The sequence below is a fragment of the Aliivibrio sp. 1S175 genome (genome assembly GCF_001690985.1).
Lineage (GTDB): Bacteria > Pseudomonadota > Gammaproteobacteria > Enterobacterales > Vibrionaceae > Aliivibrio.
This window is the reverse complement of the sequence record NZ_MAJS01000079.1, coordinates 509521-531112: the sequence shown is the minus strand read 5'-3', so window position 1 is coordinate 531112 and position 21592 is coordinate 509521. Positions and strand designations below refer to the sequence as shown.

General features: G+C 40.3%; 17 protein-coding genes. All 17 read right to left on the bottom strand.

Features of this window, described 5'->3' with window-relative positions; genetic code table 11:
- Positions 1 to 5: 5 nt before the first annotated feature.
- The gene (fliG, locus tag A6E06_RS17680) at positions 6 to 1058 is read right to left on the bottom strand and encodes a flagellar motor switch protein FliG (protein ID WP_065593806.1); all 1053 of its coding nucleotides are present in this window, start codon (positions 1056 to 1058) and stop codon (positions 6 to 8) included.
- On the bottom strand, positions 1051 to 2784 hold the full coding sequence (gene fliF / locus A6E06_RS17675) for a flagellar basal-body MS-ring/collar protein FliF (RefSeq protein ID WP_065593807.1): 1734 nt from the start codon (positions 2782 to 2784) through the stop codon (positions 1051 to 1053). Before fliF ends, fliG begins: the two co-directional genes overlap by 8 nt.
- Positions 2785 to 2801: 17 nt before the next feature.
- On the bottom strand, positions 2802 to 3113 hold the full coding sequence (gene fliE, locus A6E06_RS17670) for a flagellar hook-basal body complex protein FliE (RefSeq protein WP_065593808.1): 312 nt from the start codon (positions 3111 to 3113) through the stop codon (positions 2802 to 2804).
- 100 nt (positions 3114 to 3213) lie between these two features.
- Positions 3214 to 4650, bottom strand: a complete 1437-nt coding sequence (locus tag A6E06_RS17665) for a sigma-54 dependent transcriptional regulator (RefSeq protein WP_065593809.1) — start codon at positions 4648 to 4650, stop codon at positions 3214 to 3216.
- A gap of 2 nt (positions 4651 to 4652) precedes the next feature.
- On the bottom strand, positions 4653 to 5714 hold the full coding sequence (locus A6E06_RS17660) for a PAS domain-containing sensor histidine kinase (RefSeq protein WP_065593810.1): 1062 nt from the start codon (positions 5712 to 5714) through the stop codon (positions 4653 to 4655).
- A gap of 127 nt (positions 5715 to 5841) precedes the next feature.
- Complete coding sequence (locus A6E06_RS17655) at positions 5842 to 7323, bottom strand: sigma-54 dependent transcriptional regulator (protein ID WP_065593811.1); 1482 nt, start codon at positions 7321 to 7323, stop codon at positions 5842 to 5844.
- 188 nt (positions 7324 to 7511) lie between these two features.
- Positions 7512 to 7922 carry a flagellar export chaperone FliS gene (gene fliS, locus A6E06_RS17650; RefSeq protein WP_065593812.1) on the bottom strand — a complete coding sequence of 137 codons (411 nt, stop codon included), beginning with the start codon at positions 7920 to 7922 and terminating at the stop codon, positions 7512 to 7514.
- Positions 7923 to 7937: 15 nt separating this feature from the next.
- Complete coding sequence (locus A6E06_RS17645) at positions 7938 to 8225, bottom strand: hypothetical protein (protein WP_255310579.1); 288 nt, start codon at positions 8223 to 8225, stop codon at positions 7938 to 7940.
- Between the two features lie 36 nt (positions 8226 to 8261).
- Positions 8262 to 10229, bottom strand: a complete 1968-nt coding sequence (gene fliD / locus A6E06_RS17640) for a flagellar filament capping protein FliD (protein WP_065593813.1) — start codon at positions 10227 to 10229, stop codon at positions 8262 to 8264.
- Between the two features lie 24 nt (positions 10230 to 10253).
- Entirely contained in the window at positions 10254 to 10673 is a 420-nt protein-coding gene (locus A6E06_RS17635) for a flagellar protein FlaG (RefSeq protein ID WP_065593814.1), read from the bottom strand.
- A 124-nt stretch (positions 10674 to 10797) separates the two neighbouring features.
- On the bottom strand, positions 10798 to 11934 hold the full coding sequence (locus A6E06_RS17630; RefSeq protein WP_065593815.1) for a flagellin: 1137 nt from the start codon (positions 11932 to 11934) through the stop codon (positions 10798 to 10800).
- Between the two features lie 245 nt (positions 11935 to 12179).
- On the bottom strand, positions 12180 to 13307 hold the full coding sequence (locus A6E06_RS17625; protein ID WP_065593816.1) for a flagellin: 1128 nt from the start codon (positions 13305 to 13307) through the stop codon (positions 12180 to 12182).
- A gap of 434 nt (positions 13308 to 13741) precedes the next feature.
- Positions 13742 to 14875: a flagellin gene (locus tag A6E06_RS17620; protein WP_065593817.1), complete on the bottom strand. Its 1134-nt coding sequence runs from the start codon at positions 14873 to 14875 to the stop codon at positions 13742 to 13744.
- Positions 14876 to 15259: 384 nt separating this feature from the next.
- Positions 15260 to 16393, bottom strand: a complete 1134-nt coding sequence (locus tag A6E06_RS17615; protein WP_065593818.1) for a flagellin — start codon at positions 16391 to 16393, stop codon at positions 15260 to 15262.
- A gap of 337 nt (positions 16394 to 16730) precedes the next feature.
- Complete coding sequence (locus tag A6E06_RS17610; RefSeq protein ID WP_065593819.1) at positions 16731 to 17870, bottom strand: flagellin; 1140 nt, start codon at positions 17868 to 17870, stop codon at positions 16731 to 16733.
- A gap of 582 nt (positions 17871 to 18452) precedes the next feature.
- A complete protein-coding gene (gene flgL / locus A6E06_RS17605; RefSeq protein WP_065593820.1) occupies positions 18453 to 19646 on the bottom strand; it encodes a flagellar hook-associated protein FlgL in 1194 nt (397 codons plus the stop codon).
- A gap of 16 nt (positions 19647 to 19662) precedes the next feature.
- Complete coding sequence (gene flgK / locus A6E06_RS17600) at positions 19663 to 21543, bottom strand: flagellar hook-associated protein FlgK (RefSeq protein WP_065593821.1); 1881 nt, start codon at positions 21541 to 21543, stop codon at positions 19663 to 19665.
- Positions 21544 to 21592 lie beyond the last annotated feature (49 nt).

Here is a 21592-nt window from a genome sequence, read left to right as displayed (position 1 = left end):
GCATATTATACGAACTCGTCTGCACCGCCAGTAAGCATAAGATCGCCTGAATCAGCCATTCTACGCGCCACTGCCAGAATTTCTTTCTGAGCGGCTTCAACATCTGCAACTCGTACTGGTCCCATCGCTTCAAGATCATCACGCATAAGTTCAGCTGCACGTTTTGACATACACTTAAACATTTTCTCTTTAAGCGCATCATCTGCACCTTTAAGCGCTTTTTGTAGAACTTCTTGTGGCACATCACGCAATAGCATTTGAATGCCGGTATCTTGTACATCAATAAGATTTTCAAACACGAACATAAGATCTTGAATTTGTGTTGCGGTCTCTTCGTCTTGGTCACGAATTTGATCCATCAACATGCCTTCAATACTGTTGTCTAGGTAGTTCATTATCTCTGCTGCCGCTTTTAGGCCACCAATTTTGGCTGCTTGAGCACCAGATTGACCAGCAAACTGTTTCTCCATGATTTCGTTCAATTCAGCCAGAGCGGATGGTTGAACTTCTTCAAGATGAGCAATTCGCATCATTAGATCAAGACGCACACGTTCAGGGAACTGAGATAAAATCTCGGCCGATTGATCTGGGTCTAGGTAAGACAATACGATAGTTTGGATCTGTGGATGCTCATTCATAATGATGCTTGCCACTTGACGAGGATCCATCCATTTTAACGAATCCAAACCTTTCGACCCACTGCCCAATAAAATCTGGTCAACGAGATTATTTGCTTTATCTTCACCAAGCGCGGCGACTAATGCATTACGCATAAAGTCTTCGCTGCCCATGCCTATCGTGGTGTATTTCTGAATATCTTCTAAGAAAGCACGATGAATCGCGGACACTTTAGTCTGATTTAAGTCAGACACAGTCGCCATTGCTGCACCTACTTTCTGAACTTGTTTTGGTTCTAAATGGCGAATAATGCTTGCTGCGTCATTTTCACTTAAACTAAGTAATAAAATCGCTGCACGCTCTGAGCCCGATAATGAAGAAAGATCAAACTCTTGGTTGTCTTCCTCTTGTTTTCCTGCTTCTACAATCTCATTAGCCATTTTCAGATACCCAGTTTTTAACGACCTGTGCCGCAAGTTCTGGTTCATTTGCTACAAGAGCACGAACCGCTTTCAATAAGTCTTCATCTTTATGTAAATTTGGAAGGTCGATACCTGAACCGAATTCAAAGCCATCACTATCCAAATCACTGCCAATTAAGCCCATGTCTCCATCAGAATTCCCCTCACCGTTAGAGGCGTTATCATTTGCAGCTTGTTCAGGGAACAGCAGTTTATTCATTGCCGGACGTACAAGAATGAGAAGTACAGCAATAATGACTAATGCTCCAGCTAACCATTTAATCCAATCGTTAAAGTTTGGATTTTCCCAAATTGGCACATCAATAGCGATAGGCTGTTCTTCGATAGCAAATTTAACGCTTAATACATTTAATAAATCACCACGCTGTTCATTTAAACCAACACTGCCAATGATGATTTGGCGGATTTTTTCAAGCTGTTCAGCGGCTATTGGCGTATAGGTTACTTCACCAGTGTCAGGATTAATGCTTTGACGCTCTTTAATTGCAACTGAAACCGTTTGACGAGCGACTGTGCCACTTTGCTTACGCTCATGACTGATCGTGGTATCTAATTCAAAATTTCGTGTTGCTTCTTTGTGTACAGAACCTTGACCTAATACTGAGCCGTCTTTTAACTCCGCAATGTCTTGAGGGATTGCAGAATCAACAGGAGGCTGATTACTTAACGCCCCTGGAACCCCAGCAATAACATTACCATTATTATAATCTTCTAATGTGTATTCACTTCGAGTTGAAGGTGTCTGTGGATCAAACTGCTTACGAGTTTGTTCAATAGCACTGAAGTCCATTGATACATCAACTTGAGCGGTATAGTTACCTAACCCCAATACAGGGATTAAAATTGCATCAATTTTATCTCGTAGTGTTTGCTCTTGTTTACGTTCTAATTCTTGCTCTTTTCGGTGAGCCATTGCCATTGGATCTTGAGAGCCTGAACTTAATAAACGTCCATGCTGATCGGTCACCGTTATACGGGTTGGTTTCATTCCAGGAACGGCACTCGAAACCATATCAACGATTGAATCCACTTCTTCTTGTCGTAAACTAGCGCCCATACGCATAGTCAAGAATACCGTTGCTGATGCTTCTTGGTTATGACGAACAAATACACTTTGTTTTGGCATCGCTAACAGCACTTGAGCTTTACGAATTGGACGCATTTGCTCAAACGTACTGGCTAATTGACGTTCACGACTCAACTTTAGGCGCTCTTGCTCTAAACGCTGTGAAACACCAAAACCCATGTCCTGTAATAAAATATCATCGCCTTCACCGACGGATTTATTTAAACCGGCACGAGACAGATCTAATTTTAATTTACTAAATGAAGAGGCTGGAACTAAGATGGTATTACCATCCAATTTGTATTCTGATTTTTGCGCATCAAGATGGTCAAGAACTTGAATTAATTCATCCGTTTCATACATACCAAGCGGTCGCATTTCAGGTTCTTGTACCCAAAAGAAAAGCATCACTATTAACGCAACACAAATAGAAACAGAGAGCACCAATATTACTTGGCGTAATAAATCAAGATTTCCAAGTGCTGAATCTAATTTTGAAGAACTTTGCTCGTCTATATCAGGATTTTGAACATCAATTGAGCTCTCTAGTGCCGTAGCACTTCCTGATGACATACCACCAGACATGGCTAAGTCTGTTTTTTTATTTTCTTCTGACACGCTTTATTTCCTAGAAACTATACAGGCATATTCATGAGTGTTTTATAAGCATCAACTAGCTTATTTCGCACTTGAATTGTGGCATCAAATGCAACACTTGATTTATTACGTGCGATCATGACATCTGATAATGAAACCCCTTCATCACCTCGATCAAAGCGCACCGCTAAATCACTTGATGCTTGTTGTAATCCATTTACGTTATTTACTGCTTTTGCAAACATTGCACTGAAGTCCGCACCGACTTCTTTACCTGTTGCTGGACGCGTTGTATTTGACGCATCAAGCATCATTGCTTGCATTTCGTCCTGTAAACCACCAATCTTCATTTCTATTCTCCGACCCAGTCAATTAATTGACTTAATGTTACGACCCGAAGTATATAAAGCAATTTACATACCAAAACACAAACAAGTGCAACGCATTGTTTTAGCTTGAGATATCGATTCCAGCATCACGCATCTTTGCAAGCTTATATCTGAGTGTTCTAGGGCTAATTCCTAATTTCTCAGCTACATCTTTACGTTTTCCATCACACGCTTTTATTGTCTCTAGAATAATAATGTATTCTTGCTCGCGTAATTCACCACCGAGTCCGGTAGAGGAACTCGAAGACTCCACATTGACGCTGCCAGTTGGATCATTTGACGCTTCACTTATTGACGATACCTGTTGTTCCGGTTTAATTGTTGGCGCTTCACTGCTCACTATTTGCTGTAAGCTTCTTGCATCAGACCAATCAACCCCTTCAAGTAATATGTCATCCGCCGTAATATGATTTTCTTCAGCCAAAATAAGCGCACGTTGAACCACGTTATCCAATTCACGCACATTGCCAGGCCAAGAATACACCTCTAATTTAGCAATAGCTTGAGAGGTTAACGTCGGCACTGGTAATCCTTGTTTTTGGCAATGACGCTCAACCAAATGTTGAGCAAGAGGAATAATGTCCCCTTTACGCTCTTTTAACGGTGGCCATGCTATTGGGAATACATTTAAACGGTAATATAGATCTTCGCGAAAATGCCCTTCTTCTACGTATTTCTTAAGATCTCGGTTACTGGTTGCCAAAATACGAACATCTAACTTAATGCTCTTACGGCCACCTAAACGTTCTACTTCTCTTTCTTGAAGAACTCGAAGTAATTTAACTTGTAAGTTAAGATCCATTTCACTGATTTCATCCAATAAAATGGTGCCGCCTTGGGCTTGCTCAAACTTGCCTGGACACGCTTGAACCGCACCAGTAAAGGCGCCTTTCTCATAACCAAATAAGGTTGCTTCCAACATATTGTCTGGAATTGCGGCGCAGTTAATCGCAATAAAAGGACCTTCACTGCGCTGAGAATTATTGTGAATATAGCGAGACATGACTTCTTTTCCTGAGCCACTAGGCCCAAGCACCATTACGTTCGCATCTGTTCGAGCGACTTTATCTGCTAATTTAAGTAATTTCAGACTCTTTTCATCAGCAACAATCGCATTACCTGTTTGTTCATTTTTAACGGGCGCATAGCGACTAACCATATTAAGCAGTACTTCTGGTGCAAATGGCTTTGCCATGTAATCTATCGCACCGTCTTTCATTGCTGAAACTGCATCTTCGATATTGGCATAAGCAGTCATTAATAAAACAGGCAAATTCGGCCAATTTAATTTAATGCTACGCAATAAAGCTAATCCACCCATGCCTGCCATCTGCACATCAGAGACAACAATATCCACGGGCTCTTTCTTTAGGATAAGTAATGCCGTTTCAGCGCTATCAGCCTCAATCCATTCATAACCCGCCAATTCTAAGGTGTCAATTAACGCTTCGCGTAGGCCTTCATCATCTTCTACGATCAGTACTTTACTTTGCGCCATGGTTATTCTCCAGATTCTGTTTGAGTTGCGGATTCAGCATAAGTTGCTGTTAGCGGGATCGACATGGTGAAGCACGCACCATCATCCGGTTCTGAATACAATTCAAGTTGTCCTTTATGTGCTCGACACACCATTTGAACAACAGCAAGACCAAGACCGGTGCCTTGAGAGCGTGTTGTAAAAAAGGGTTCCATAATTTTATCTTGTAGTTCTAATGGAATACCGGGACCATTATCTTGTACCGATATTTTTAAAAATCCGTTTACCGGCCTAAAGAAGACGTCGATTTGACACTCCTTACCAATCGCTTGAATGGCATTCATGATCAAATTACTAATGGCACTTGCAATGGCGTTTGCATTGCCCATTAATAAGGTATCTTCTTCTTCTATCTCTAAGGCGTAATCAACTTGGTTTGACTGTAATGCGGTTTCAACCATTGGTTGATATTCAGCAACTAAATCAGCGATCGTAAAAGAATTAACCACTTTGTTATCTCCGCCTTTCGCAAAGAGCAACATATCATTCACTTGCTTTTCAAGATCATGGAGACGATCAACCAATTTAGTTTGAAAACGTTTGTGGGTGGCGGCAGGTAAATTAGGGGAACCCAAATTCGATGCGTATAACATCGCACTTGATAGAGGTGTTCTCACTTGGTGAGCAAGGGAAGCCACCATTTTTCCTAACGATGACAAGCGTTGTAAATCACTGACACGAGATTGCAGTAAACGCGTTTCAGTCAGATCAGTAATAAGAATAAGTTGACCCGTTTCTGATGCTGAAATAGCCAAACGTACTTTACGACCATTACGTAGGGATATTTCATGCCCATCGTCTTCTCTTGGGTCAAACGATCGCTGAATAACTTCAAACCAACGTTCACCTAATAGTGGAGGCCCAAGAAGCCTAATCGCTTCAGGATTAACTTCACACACGACACCTTGAGTATTCAATAATATTACACCGGCCGGCATAACATCTAACACTTGTTTATATCGTGTATTTTGCTCTTCTACTGTGCCAAGAGGTGAACTGATTTCGCCCTCTGAATTACCTTGCATAACTTTATTCCCGCCAAAACAACAAAAGGGCTAATGCATTTTACATGCCAGCCCTTTTATTACTTACTATCAACAACTTACGTTTAACCGTAAGTTTAGCGAGTCAATTAATTGTCAGTAATTTTAATTATCGGATATCATCTTTAGTAAGATTATATTTACGCATTTTTTCTACTAATGTTGTTCTTCGCATACCAAGCATATCTGCCGCTCTTGCAACAACTCCATTTTGTGCTTCAAGTGCTTGGCAAATCATATTGACTTCAACATCTGCCAACATCTCTTTCAAATTTAAACCATCTTCAGGTAAATCACTTGATTTAGGTCCGAAGTTTTGTGCTGCTATTTGAGGGACACCACCATCACTAAAATGTGCAAACATATCCGCTAACGCGGCTTGCTCTTGCTCTTCAATGGTCTGCTGACTGTGATTTTCAGGTTGAAACTCAGGAATATCGCTATAACGGTATTTTGTCGGTAAGTGATTTACATCTACAGACTCTCCTGGAAACAAAATCATTAATCGCTCAATCAAATTAGCTAATTCGCGAACATTTCCAGGCCAATGATGTTCCATTAATGAATTCACAGCACGAGGCGTTAATCTGACTCGAGAACTACCTTCAGCTTCCATTCTTGTCAGTAATTCTTGCAGTAATAACGGAATATCCTGTTTACGTTCACGCAGTGCTGGCATTTCGATTGGGAAGACATTTAAACGGTAATATAAATCTTCGCGGAAAATGCCTTTTTCGATCATGTCATCCAGATTACGATGCGTTGCAGCAACAATGCGAACGTCTGCTTTAATGCTTTGATTTCCACCAACACGCTCAAAACAACGCTCTTGAAGTACTCGAAGTAACTTCACTTGCATCGACATTGGCATATCACCAATTTCATCCAAGAAAAGCGTCCCGCCTTGTGCTAATTCAAATCGGCCTTTACGTGCTGTAATTGCACCGGTAAATGCCCCTTTTTCATGACCAAAAAGCTCACTTTCGAGAAGATCAGGAGGGATTGCCCCACAGTTAACAGGAACAAATGGACCTTTACGACGAGGTGAATGATAGTGAAGATTTCGAGCTACAACCTCTTTACCCGTACCTGACTCGCCCAATACAAGAACACTCGCTTCTGTGCCTGATACTTGTTCAATTAAGTGACGTACAGTACTAATGGCTGAACTTTGCCCAACCATACTACGGAATAAGGTGTTTTTTCGACCAAGGTGTGGAATACCAAGACCACGGCGGCCCATAAATTCTTGACAATGACGAAGTGCATCCGTTAATTGAGGATAATTAACAGGCTGGTTTAACTCACCAACATAATTAGTAAGATCATCAAGATCGTACATAGCCCCAGTCATAATAATGACTGGGATATGGTTATGGGCAATTAATGAATTTTTTATCAGTTCTTTTTGCGATGTATTAGTTGCTTGACCTAAAAAACAAGCACTCCAAGGCGCTCTCCACTCAAAAGTAGACAATTCTGAAGTTGAGATAGCATGGCAATGCTCACCGATAAACTCAAGAATGACCTTAAGGTTATGTCTATTCTGCTCATCATCTTCAATAATTAGAGTCTTTGCTAAACCTTCCATAAAAATATCATACGCCTTAATTCTTTGATTTAATTGGCTTATTCATTAAAAATCAATGAAATCACTCGACCATTTTATAGCATAAGAAAAATAAGGCAACCATGACTCACAATGAAGCGATGACCATACTGTAAATGTGATATTAGTGGTAAAATCATAAAATATATTTGATTTATAAAATATATTTATTATATGCCAACTTTATCAGCCGTAAGGTTATGAAATTCTACTGGGATCTGGTCCCAAGCGGATTTTATTTCACGTAACATCTCAACCACATCATCAATTGACTGAGGTTCATTATTTTGATTTGCTTGTGAAATCTGACGGATCATGAAGTCATACAAAGAATCAAGATTACTTGCAATGTCACCACCATCATCCATTGAAAGACAGGTACGTAAACTGATCACGATATCCAATGCTTTACCAAGACGCTCACCTTTTACAGCGATATTACCTTGCTGCATTGCTGCTTTTCCTTGGATTAAGCGCTCAATAGCACCTGCCATTAGCATTTGAATGACCTTATGAGGTGATGCAGCACTTAATTGGCTATCAATCGATACCTTCTTATATGCTTGTAGTGAGCCTCTCATCGTATTTCCTCAGTGTTATTGAAATTTTCTATATAACTGAATCGATTTTTTTCCATGATTCAATTTTTGATAATCTAAAGCAAATTTTTGTCCTAAGTTATTCATCTCTAGGATAATTAACTGAGTTCTTTCAATTGCAGCTTGCCATTCAGTGGAGTGCACTATTTCTGACACTTGCATGCATTGATGCAAGAGTTGTTCCCGATTTAATAAAACAACCGCCAACTGTTCAAAATTAATATCATCTCGTTGATATAATCTTTGTAATTCATGGTCTAATTTTTCTAATTGTTGTAATAACATCAGCGAAAACACCTAATATATGGTTTTACTATTCTTTTAACCTAATGCGTTCATCATGCCAGATAACTGCGCTTTCATCTTTCCTGTAACGTCCTGCATATTGGCAAATTTATTACGAGTACGTTCTTGCATACTCTCCATTCGACGATCTAAATCCATTTGTTGATCATTCAAACGGTAATTTTGATCTCGCATAGTATTCATTCTGGTTCGAATTGGCCCCGTCACTCCAGTCATGCTTTGGATCACATCCTCCACTTTCTTGGCAAACCCTTTTGAGCCACCAAAGAAAGTATGCAGTTGACCAAAGTTTTCATTCAACTGACGGTCAAGCATCGTATCGTTTATTTCTAATGTCCCTTGACGCGTCGTCGATATCCCAAGCTCAATTAATGTTTTAATGTCTTTAGGGGCGGACTCTACTTGCGAAACGAAAACAGATTTTAATCGAGACTCGGCCGAACGAACTACGCTGTCTCCTGCCAATGGGCCACTTTGTCCAGTCGCTGGGTCAAAACCACTTAAGGCTTGCGTGGTTTCATAAAACTGATTATAAGTAGAAACAAACTGCTGAATAGCGGCTTTTACACCCTCTCTATCAAACTGAACGTCTAAATCAATACGCTTGCTGTTTTCTACTGTCGTTCCTTTAAGCGTGATATCAACACCATGCACCGCATCTTGGATTACATTAGTGTCACTACTAATTCTCGCAATACCATCAAGTACGACTTTTGCACTGCTCGCAGTTTGAACTTCTTGAAGACCTGAATACAGTGGTTTCCGTGGGCCTTCAGGCTTAATCGCCTCTACGACTTCTTCTATCGGTTCTAATTTTTCTTTTGCTATTTCTTTTATTGTCGGTGGTAATTGCTCAATTTTCTCTTTTGCTATATCAACCAACTCTTTTTTTGGTGCAGGTTGAGACGGTTCATAAGTAATCCCTGCGGCTTGAAATACCGTATCAGGTGTTTGACCAATTTCTGCCAGCGCCTCTGCCGCGGATTTATCACCTTGTTTTGCCGCTTTCGCTAATTCTATTTTTTCACTTTCATTTGGCAGTGCAGCTTGTAATGTACCGGCTGTACGTTCACTCCAACCAGACATCCCTGAAGTAGGATCGCTTGGGTCTTCAAGTATTGATAATGCAGCCGTCGCCTCTTGTTGAACTAGAATTTCTTTCGCCGCTTTTTCTTCACGCGCAAGATCTCTATTCGCAACATCGATTAATGGTTTAAAGTAAGCGTATTTTTCATCATCACTCAATTCTGGAACTTGTTCTTGAGTTAACGGTTCACCTACTTGTTGAGCTGCTATTTCTGGATTATTTTGGTATTGAAGAAGGGTTGGAATATCGAATTTAGTCGATACCACGGGATCAAAGTTTGGATTAAAAGCAAGACGATGGAGCTGATCATTATATTCTGCATCAACTTCAATTTTTACTTTGTGGCTTTCACCTGGTTTGTCTGAGGCTAAGATAAGACGAGATCCGCCATCATCTTTTACGATAGAAGCTTGCACACCAGGGTTGGACGGTGCGCCATTAATTTGTCTTAATAAATCGGTAATTTTATTGTTTTTACCAATAACATCGATAGTGAAATTTTTATCACCGAGCGATATATCAAGTTTTCCTGGACCAAATTTAGCATCATCACGAATTGGAGACGATGCTAATTTTTGAGCTTGAGCCAATTGTAAAACGTCGATACTGTATCGGCCAGCTAAGGCATCAGGTGTCGCGGTTGCGCTGACGACTTCATCATCACTGCTTGAGATAGTTCGAGATGCAAACGTATCCTCTTGGCGAAACGTCGACATTAGGTTTTTCATGGTATCTAACGATTCTTGCAGACGGCCGTAACCACTGATATTCATATCTATATCTGAGCGATCACGATCGATGCGCTGCTGCTTTGGTAAGCGCTCGCTTTCAACTATTTTGCTCACCATAGAATTAATATCTAGGCCACCACCCATCCCCATCGGGCTCATACTCATGAAGCGCTTTCCTCAATTAACGTTTTATATCCTCTCAGCTATCAATCCAGATGCACTGGCAGCTAATTCTCTAGCAACGTCCAACATTTTTTCATCAGGGATTTGACGAATAATCTCACCAGAACTGACTTCACGAACGGTAATAACCTGCCGCCCTGATTCGCTGTCTAAATGAAATGATAATCCTCGATCCATGCTTTTCACGTATTCATTCAGCTCTTTTACTGCTTTATGAAGTTCTTCTTTCTTTTTCGTTTCAAGCTTTTGTTCTGCTTCTACTACAATCGCTTGGCTTGGCGTCAATGTTTCAGACGATTCGCTTGCTGCTATTTTATTTATAGTATTCACAGATGATGTCGGTTGCAGATTAGAATAAGCAATTTGCGTGCCGTTATTGGAAGGCGTGGATGCAGGGGTTACTGAAGACACAAATGAGGGGTTCATAACTCTTTCCTCCTAATACGAAAAAAGACAGCAGGAGAGCGGCCCTGCTGTCATATTTCAGTAAGTGGGTTGACGATGAAGCCGCCCACCTACCTATTTAGGTATTATCAATTAATCGCGTGGATTAACGTAATAGACCTAGAGCAGCGTTAGGCGCTTGCTTAGCTTGCGCTAAGATAGAAGAGCTTGCTTGCTGTAGGATTTGTGCTTTCGTCATTTCCGTTGTTTCTTTCGCGAAATCAACGTCTTTGATTTGACTCTTAGCAGAAGAAACATTTTCGTTAATGTTGTCTAAGTTGTTGATTGTGTGACCCATACGGTTTTGAGCAGCACCTAGCTCAGAACGGTGGCTATCAACAAATTTCATTGCTGCATCAACAACTGCGATAGCATCTTGAGAGCCACCAACAGAAGTAACATCGATGTTACCTACTGTTTTTTGAGCTTGAACAGCGTCAGACATACCAGTTTCGTTAGCTAGAGCGCCAGAGAATTCGATTTCGCCTTCAATTGTGCCTTTAGCTGCGAATACTTGCAGTTTGCCATCTTCACCAACAGATGCGCTAACTTTGTCAGTTTGGCCGTTGATGTATGTTGCTACTTCTTCGATATCGTCGCCAGCTTTAGCGTTGATAGAAACAGATTGCTCTTCGCCCGCTTTGTCTGTGAAAGAGATAGTCATGTTTGCGTCTTTACCAGCAGTCCAACCCGCAGCAACACCTTCTTTCGCAGTGAAAGATTGGCCACCCATGTTTGACTCGTCAGCACGTAGGTTGTTCAGAGTAAGCATTACTGCTTCACCAGAATCAGCACCAACTTGGAAAGATTTAGTACCGAAGCTACCGTTTAGTAGACGAGTACCACCAAAAGACGTTGTTTCAGCAATACGGTTCATTTCATCAGAAAGCGCCGTTACTTCTTGTTGGATCGCGCCACGGTCAGCATCAGTGTTTGAACCATTTGACGATTGCAGTGCAAGGTCACGTACGCGAGAAAGGATGTTTGACGTCTCTTTCATTGCGCCTTCAGCAGTTTGCATCATAGAGATGCCGTCGTTTGCGTTACGAACCGCTACGTCTAGACCACGTGTTTGCGTGTTTAGACGGTTAGAGATTTGTAGGCCAGCTGCATCATCTTTAGCACTGTTGATTTTGCTACCAGAAGACAGACGTTCCATTGATTGGTTTACGTCAGATGTTGCGCTGTTTAAGTAACGCTGTGCTGTCATTGCTGATACGTTAGTATTTACTGTAATAGACATAAATAGATCTCCTAAGGAAAATTGTACAACAGTGGTTTGGTCTCATCCTCCAAACCAGCCATTGATTCTCACATATATTTAATAAAGCGTATCTCAATGCACTTTGTAGACTCTCACCTCTACAAAATACATACGGGATAGCCTAGGTTAATTTAAAAAAGTAAGTCAGACTCACTTATGACCTGTTGGGAAGGAACTCAGCGTGTCGCATAAATCCCCATACTCACAAGTATTTACGATGCTGATTAGCCCAACAGGCCTAATGCTGCATTTGGTGCCTGCTTAGCTTGAGCTAGAATAGACGAGCTCGCTTGTTGCAGGATTTGAGCTTTCGTCATTGCTGTCGTTTCTTTAGCAAAATCAACATCTTTGATTTGGCTGTTAGACGCATTAACGTTCTCATTAATATTTTCTAAGTTACTGATAGCGTGACCAAAGCGGTTTTGGAAAGCACCAAGGTCTGCACGGTTTGAATCAACGTATTGCATTGCTGAATCAAGAATCGCAACGGCTTTTTGTGAGCCACCTACGGTCGTTACATCGATGCTTTTTACTGTATCGGCAACCTTGTTACCCATACCTAATTCATTGCTTAGTGAACCACCAAATTTAATCTCACTCGCGTCAGCAGATGCAAATATTTGCAGTTTGCCTTCACCGGTAACAGATGCGTTTATCGCATTGCTTTGACCATTGATGTAAGTCGCAACTTCTTCAATATCATCGCCTGCTTTTGCATTGATTGAGATATTTTGCTCTTTGCCTTCTTTATCGACAAAGTTCATTGTTAATTCTGTTTTTTCTGTATTTACTGACCAGCTTGCGTCTTTACCTTCCGTCGCAGAGTAAGTGTGACCACCCATCGCTGTTGTATCTGAGCGCATGTTGTTCAGTGTTAGCATTACCGCTTCACCTGAATCTGCACCGATTTGGAAAGACTTAGTTCCAAACTGACCGTTTAATAGGTTTGTACCACCAAACGATGTTGTTTCTGCAATACGGTTTAATTCGTCATTCAAAGCAACCACTTCTTCTTGAATTGCACCACGGTCAGATGATGTATTTGAACCGTTAGAAGATTGAAGTGATAAATCACGCATACGTTGAAGGATGTTCGTTGTTTCGTTCATCGCTCCTTCAGCAGTTTGCGCCATTGAGATACCATCGTTTGCATTTCGAACTGCAACATCTAAGCCGCGAGTTTGAGAAGTTAGACGGTTTGAAATTTGTAGGCCAGCCGCATCGTCTTTTGCACTGTTAATCTTAAGACCTGAAGACAAACGCTCCATTGAGCTGTTTAGGTCATTAGTTGCATTATTTAAATAACGCTGCGCAGTCATTGCTGATACGTTTGTGTTTACATTGATAGCCATAATTTATTTCTCCGCTTTGGTTCCGAATCACTCCGCTCCTGGATTGGAAACCGTATTAATCATCGTTGATACATAACTTAACGACCTAACTTTGAATTACTTTAGAAAAAACTTTTTATTTTTTAAGCTTTTCTTTTTAAAGAAGATTAAGTATTTAACATCGTTCTGTCTTGTAATTAGGTTATCGCTCAAGATCAAAAACTCTTTAGGAAAAAAGATAAAAAAAATGAAATTAACTTAAATAAGAGATAAAACGTGAAGGACATCTCTATATATAGAAAATTTAAAAGATAATTAGATTAATTATTGTTCAGAATTATTTTTAGCCATTATGAAATGCCATTCTAAAAATAATGATATATAAAAAAAGCCGAGGAAAACCTCAGCTTTTATATATAGTGTGAGAGCACAATTACCTTAAAAGTTTAATTACATTATTGTAGTAACCCAAGCGCAGCATTAGGTGCTTGCTTAGCTTGAGCTAAGATGGATGAACTTGCTTGTTGAAGAATTTGAGCTTTCGTCATCTCTGTCGTTTCTTTGGCAAAATCGACATCTTTAATACGGCTATTTGACGCTGATACATTTTCATTAATGTTATCTAAATTAGAAATAGCATGATTAAAGCGGTTTTGAAATGCACCTAGATCTGCACGGTTAGAGTCAACAAACTGCATTGCTGCATCAAGTATAGCAACGGCCTTCTGTGAGCCTCCAACTGTGGTTACATCAATATTTTTTACGGTTTCAGCTTGAGCTTTACCCATGTTTAGCTCGTTTGCTAATGAGCCACCAAATGTAACTTCACCTTGTACCTTGTCATTAGAGGTGACGATTTGCAGTTCACCGTTTTCAGACACTGATGCATTAATTGAATCTGTTTGGCCATTAATGTACGTCGCTACCTGTTCAATATCATCACCAGTTTTTGCATTAATCGTTAGCTCTTTTTCTTCACCGGCTTTATTTAAAAACGATACAGTAAGTTCCGAATTTTCAGCGTTAACCATCCAATTAGCATCACGTCCAGCTTCTGCTTTATAACTCGTCCCGCCCATTGATGCAGAATCTGAGCGCATGTTATTTAAGCTAAGCATGACGGCTTCACCCGAATCTGCCCCAATTTGAAATGACTTTGTACCAAACTGACCATTTAGAAGGCGAGAACCACCAAATGAGGTTGTTTCTGCAATGCGGTTTAGCTCATCATTTAAAGCGCCAACTTCTTGCTGGATCGCTTCGCGATCCGCTGTTGTGTTTGAACCATTTGATGATTGCAGTGATAAATCACGCATACGTTGAAGGATGTTGGTCGACTCATTCATTGCACCCTCTGCTGTCTGTGCCATTGAAATACCATCATTCGCATTACGTACAGCAACTTCTAATCCACGAGACTGGGACGTTAAACGATTTGAAATTTGCAGACCTGCCGCATCGTCTTTCGCGCTATTAATTTTAAAGCCAGAAGATAAGCGCTCCATTGATTTATTGACGCCATCCGTTGCACTATTCAGGTAACGCTGAGCTGTCATTGCTGATACGTTCGTATTTACTGTAATTGACATTGTTGTATCTCCGTTTAATTTGCCGATGGTTTCCGTGTTCAGAAACTGAGCTTTATTATTTGGTACTAACAATATTGCTATTAGCGCCTGATACTTAATGTAGCGACGGTTAAAAATAAACCTTTATTGATTTATTTATAAAACGACTGATTACTTTATGAACTATGATCATGCTTCAAAGTTTTTACAATCTGACAGAAAAACAGCTCAAGTTTTAAGCGAACCCACCAAGTAAGCGGTATCTTATTGATATAAAATAACCTTTGAGTCTTTCGTCAACAAAAGCAAATTCTCTCTCCTTATAACGCCGCTTATTTTTTCTAGGCGAAAAAAAACCAGCTCAACGCTGGTTTAATAAAAAGAGAACATACATTCACTCTCTCATTAGCCTAGTAATTTTAATGCAATGTCTGGTGATTGCTTTGCTTGAGCTAATATTGTTGAGCTCACTTGTTGTAATATTTGAGCCTTCATCATTTCGACCGTTTCTTTAGCAAAATCAGTATCTTCAATTCGACTGTTCGATGTAGAGATGTTCTCATTAATATTATTTAAATTATTAATTGCATGACCAAAACGATTTTGAAAAGCCCCTAAAGTGGCACGTTCTTTATCAACAAATCCTAATGCGGCATCTAACGTAGCAATCGCTTTTTGAGAACCACCCACACTGGTTAAATCTAAATCATTGACGGTATCAAATACCGCACCACCAATCGCAAGTTCCGCTGATAACGAGCCACCAAAGGTCACCGCACTTGAAACTAAATCACCGGCAGTAAATAACTGCAACTGGCCTTTTTCATCCACTGACGCTTGAACCGTGTCATTCTGTCCATTGATATAAGTTGCTAACTCTTCAATATCATCACCCGCTTTCGCTTCTATCGTGATCTCTTGAGCTTTACCATTTTCATCAGCAAATGACATGGTTAAGGTTTGGCCGCCTTCTGGGACAGTCCAACCTTTATTTAGCTGATTTTGAGAGGTGTAATGAAAACCGCCCATCGCTAAGGTATCAGAACGCATACTGCCTAACGTGAGTTGTACCGCCTCACCTGCATTGGCACCAATCTGGAAAGTTGATGTCCCAAATTGACCATTCAATAAACGACGTCCACCAAAAGAGGTTGTTTCAGCAATACGATTTAATTCATCATTTAGCGCATCGGCTTCTTCTTGGATCGCTTGTCTATCTTGTGAAGCATTTGAACCATTTGATGATTGCAACGCTAAATCACGCATACGCTGAAGGATATTGGTGCTTTCATTCATCGCACCTTCCGCCGTTTGAGCAATAGAAATACCATCATTGGCATTACGCACAGCAACATTTAACCCGCTCATTTGAGCTTGTAGTCGATTAGAAATTTGCAATCCTGCCGCATCATCTTTGGCACTATTAATGCGCTTACCAGAAGAAAGACGTTCCATCGATTGATTTAACTGTTCTGTTGCTTGATTCAAATATCGCTGTGCCGTCATGGCAGACACATTGGTGTTTACTGTCACTGTCATAATGACCTCTTAATTAAAATAGCGGTTCACTGATATAGCAAAATAGACTCTTATAAGACTTTATCGGCGCTGAAAAAATAAACTTAAGAGGAAAATAGAAAGAAAGGAACTAAAAATAAAGGAACTAGAAAAAGATAAGAAAACACGAAAGGGAGAAATAGAAAAGGGTAGCCCCATTAAAGGGGCATAAAGCTAGGTTGGTTTTTTATGAGGAGATCTGTGAGAAGAACACAAAAAACCAGTTACCTAAAACTTGCACAACAATCAAATGAACAAGAGGTTGATGAGAGATGAGAGCACCTCTTGTTCACTCAGATGACTGTTGCTAGTTACTCTATTACTGCAGTAAAGTTAGTGCAGCGTTTGGTAACTGTTTCGCTTGAGCAAGAATAGACGTACTAGACTGCTGAAGGATTTGTGCTTTTGTCATGTTTGTTGTTTCTTTGGCAAAATCAGTATCTTTGATTCGGCTATTAGAAGCAGACACATTCTCTTGAATGTTAGACAAGTTATTGATGCTGTGACCTAAACGGTTTTGTTTTGCACCTAAATCCGCACGTTCACGGTCGATATAAGCTAATGCTGAATCGATAACACCGATAGACACTTGCGCATCACCTACTGATGTTACGTCTAGTTTATCAACCGTTGCTTTAGTACCAACACCGCCAGTTAAACCTAACTCAGAAGCAAGGTTACCAGACACGGTTAACTCACCTTGAATAGAGGGTTCAGCAGCAAACAGCTGAAGTTTACCGTCATCACCAACAGACGCAGATATCTTGTCTGATTGACCGTTGATGTAGGTCGCTAGCTCTTCAATATCATCGCCAGTTTTTGCACTGATATCGATAGAAACGGCTTCACCTTTTTTAGTAGTGAACTCTAATTTCAAGTCATTTTTACCAGTTTCAACACCCCAATCAGCGCCTTTACCGTTTTCAGAAACAAAACGTTGACCACCCATACGGCTATCATCAGCACGTACAGACGTTAATTCGATAAGAATGGCTTCACCCGCGTTTGCGCCGATTTGGAATGCAGATTCACCGAACGTACCGTTAAGTAGACGACGACCACCAAAAGAGGTTGTTTCTGCAATACGGTTTAGTTCATCAGAAAGCGCATGCACTTCTTCTTGAATTGAAGAGCGATCTTGATCTGTGTTTGAACCGTTTGCCGCTTGCAATGATAAATCACGCATACGTTGAAGGATATTGGTCGATTCGCCCATCGCACCTTCAGCCGTTTGAGCGATAGAGATACCATCGTTCGCATTACGCATAGCAACGTCAAGACCACGAGTCTGCGCTGTTAAGCGATTAGAAATTTGTAGACCAGCAGCGTCATCTTTTGCGCTGTTGATTTTAGTACCTGAAGACAAACGCTCCATTGAGTTATTTAGATCGTTTGTTGCGTTATTTAGGTAACGCTGCGCAGTCATCGCAGATACGTTAGTATTTACATTTACAGCCATCGTTGCTCTCCTTTAGCTTCGTTTTCACGAAATCTACTTTCTGCTCTATTCAGAAATATTTAAAATTCATAGTTAAATATCAGCCACAATTGGCCAATGTTTTTCAATGTCATGTAATTTACCTATCAAATCTCATGCCAAGACAAGACGGATACATAAATTAATGACTGACATACAAAGAACAAAGGGATGAACCCCACTTGCCCCTGCCATGCCACTATTCACCATTGGCAAACTGTGAGCGTCTCAGTCATAGTTATATAATTAGCATAAGGTGTGCCAACTTTAATAAAAATAGCCATTAAATAAAAAAAACAACTAAAGCATATAATATCAATAAGTTAAATATGGGCATTACCCTTATTCCTCATCGATATTTTTTATATCATTTATTTTATTGCCGCTTTAAAAGCTAATTTGCCGCCCTTGCCTCTCTGTTTTTTCTTTTTATCTCTCTGACTTTATTCAAGCAAAAAACAAAAAAACGGCAATGTACTTCCCCTATGAATATTGATAATTCATAGGGCTAACATATAAAAAAAGCCTAACTTCACAGCTAGGCTTTTTATCAAACTTATTTATTTACACGTAATTAAATAAAGTAATGTCTTTTACTTTACCAAAGGCTTGCTGAGAAGCCTGAAGAGCTCGTGTATTCTCGCTAAATTCAATCACGGCTTGAGCATAATCCAAGTCTTCGATAGAGCTTAACGATTTAGATATCGTTAAATCAAAATCTTGGTGCTGCATTTCTTGTTGATCAAGTGTATTTTGCCTTGTTCCCACTTCAGCCTGTGCTTGGCTTAAGTGAATAAATGCCGCATGAAACTCATCCGTCACTTGATGTAACTCTGCCGTACTTGATGCATCAGACACATCATTTAATGCCAGTTCTTGTGCTTTTTTGAAAGAATCAAAAACGCTAATCGTTTTCTTTGGTTCAAGAGTAATCGTATCGCCTGCTTTTAGCTGGCCACGGATCTGTATATCTACCCCTTCATACTTAATCCCATCAGCAGGATCAAACTGAGCGGTTTTCACTGCACTGCCATCTTTGGATAATTGGTAATTATATTTACCATCAGCACCTGCATTAAAACTGATTTCATACGTTGCAGGATCGGTATAATTTGTATTTGTCGCTTTAGACAGCAGTAATTCAGACCCTTCTTTCAGTGAGTATTGTGGGTCGTAATCACCAAATGGGTTTTTAATTTCTGTAAATAATTTACTGCCCGAGTCATTAACAGCCACTTCTATTGAACCTGACACTTTCAAACTACGCTGATATTCATCACCAGCATAAGCAACGGTTCCATCATTCGAACGGAAAAATGGTTGTGTTTTTGATTTGGTACCAGAGAATAAATAATTCCCTGATTCATCTAACATATTGGTTAGGTTTAAAAAGTTATCAGCTATACCTTTAATGTCTTGCGCATGAGCATAACGGTCTTCTGGTGCAAGAGAACCGTTAATCATTTCCATAACACTGCGTTTTGCATCATCAGCAAATTGCTCTGCATTAGCTATCGCAACTTCATGACGCTCTAAACGGTTACGCGCTAAAATAATGGTATCGCTGTATTGGCGTAATTCTTCTTTCTTTTGCGTTAGGTTTTGGGCGTATAATGCAGCTACGGGGTCGTCACCTGCGGTTAATAGCTTTTTACCTGATGCTAATTGAGCACTATTTTGATGTACTTTCGCTTCTTGACGAGAAATATCATTCTGTACAGATTGGTAATTATGAAAGCTTGAAATACGAGTTAACATATCTAATGCCTCTTAGTTACGATAATTGCAAAATAGTATTAAACGTCTCATCTGCCGCTTTCATGATCCGAGAAGAGGCCATGTACGCTTGTTGAAACTTCATCATATTTGCCGCTTCTTCATCTAAGTTTACGCCAGCAACCGAAGCTACACGACTTTGCGCGGCTTCATTTTCAACACGAGAAACTTCAGATAAGCGAGATGCCGTTGCTTTTTTAAGGCCAACTTCTGTATTCATGTTTTGGTATAAATCGATCACCGTTGAACGACCTTCATCCATCACTTTACGCGTTTGAAGACCTTGCATTAACAGTAAGTTACCGTTATCACCTTCTGATGGAACGAGGTTTGCTGCAAATTTATCATTTGCGGCTGCGCCACCAGACAATTCAAATGTTGTTCCACCAACGGTTACCGGACCTTTTGGCGGATACGTTTGTGGTTCAAGTAACATCTTTCCTTTCATATCCAATACTGCAAATTGATTTGCGGCAGGAGAAATGACTACTTGAAACTCTTTTAAATCACCCGATTGTAATACTTTAAATTTGGCATTACCTGTTGCAAATGTTGCTGAGCTTGCATAGCTTTGTGCGGCTATTTTTTCTGCTTCATTCATTTCAAGCTTCATGTTACCAGCCGCAGTACGCGTTGGGCGAAGTAACACACGCTCACCTGCAGTGAGTGGTTCACGAATTTCCACTCGCATACCGTCTAAGAAAAAAGTCGATGGGTTACCGGTTGGGTCTAAGCGCTGTACGTCGCCAGTAGGTCGGGTCACGGTATATTGGCTTCCGTCATACTTCAGAGCATAATCACCGGCTTTTAATTGACTAATATCATCAATAAATACACCGACTTCAGCAGATGAATCACCTTCAACAATTGCACGGCTAAAAGCGGCTTGTTCTGAGTTCACATCAGAGAAAATATTTGCACCAATTTGACCTCGCAAATCAATAGCTTGGCTTTGTAGGCGATTAACTTCACTGCTAAAACCAACAGCAACTCGGCCTAATTCATCCATCATTGTTGGGATTGTGCTATCACGCAATTCAAATAGCGACGATAATTTACCGCCAATACTGTCATGCTGAATCGCTTTCATCCCCTTACCTTCAATCATCGCTAGTCGACGCTGTAATGGGTCAGGAGTCCCTGCTATCATTTTCAATTCACTTGCATGAGTACCAGACACTAACATGTGTCCACCACCAATTAAGACATTGAATGAATTCTCGTTATCACGCTTAGTAATGGTCACTTTTGTGTATTGAGACAGTTCTTTAATTAACTTTTCATGACGATCCATTAGGTCATTGTGCGGACCTGGGGTCTTGACCATCATTTGGTTAATTTCTTTTAACTCGAGAGCGATACCATTCATACGCTCTACCGTTAGATCCATCTTTTTATTTACGTCTGAGTTTTGTTGACGTACGTTTTCATAAAAGTCATTTAAGCTTTGTGAAACAAGACGTGATTTTTCTAGGACTACTTTACGCGCACCGATTTCGTTAGGGCTATCGGCAAGGGTTTTTACGGCATCAAACCAATCATTGATGTTTTCTGGAATACGTTTAGCGCCAATAGACGACATCATATTCGTTAGAACATCAAGATTTGCTTCTGTATCCATAGAGTAGTTTAAATTGGTTGTCGATAAATTCAGTTCATTTATTGCGAACTGATCAAACGAACGTCGCACAGCGGCAACGTGCACGCCTGCGCCGAGGTTTCCACCTGACATCCAATGAGGCATATTGGTTTCTTGAACAACCGATTGACGACTAAAGCCTTCAGTATTAACGTTGTTAATATTGTGACTGGTCGTATTCAGTTGACGCTGCGCCGTAAGCACACCTTGTGTACCCAGATGTAGCATATCAAGTCCCATGTAGCCTCCAAAACTCTATAAAAGATGCGATAAATATTTCCTAACGAAT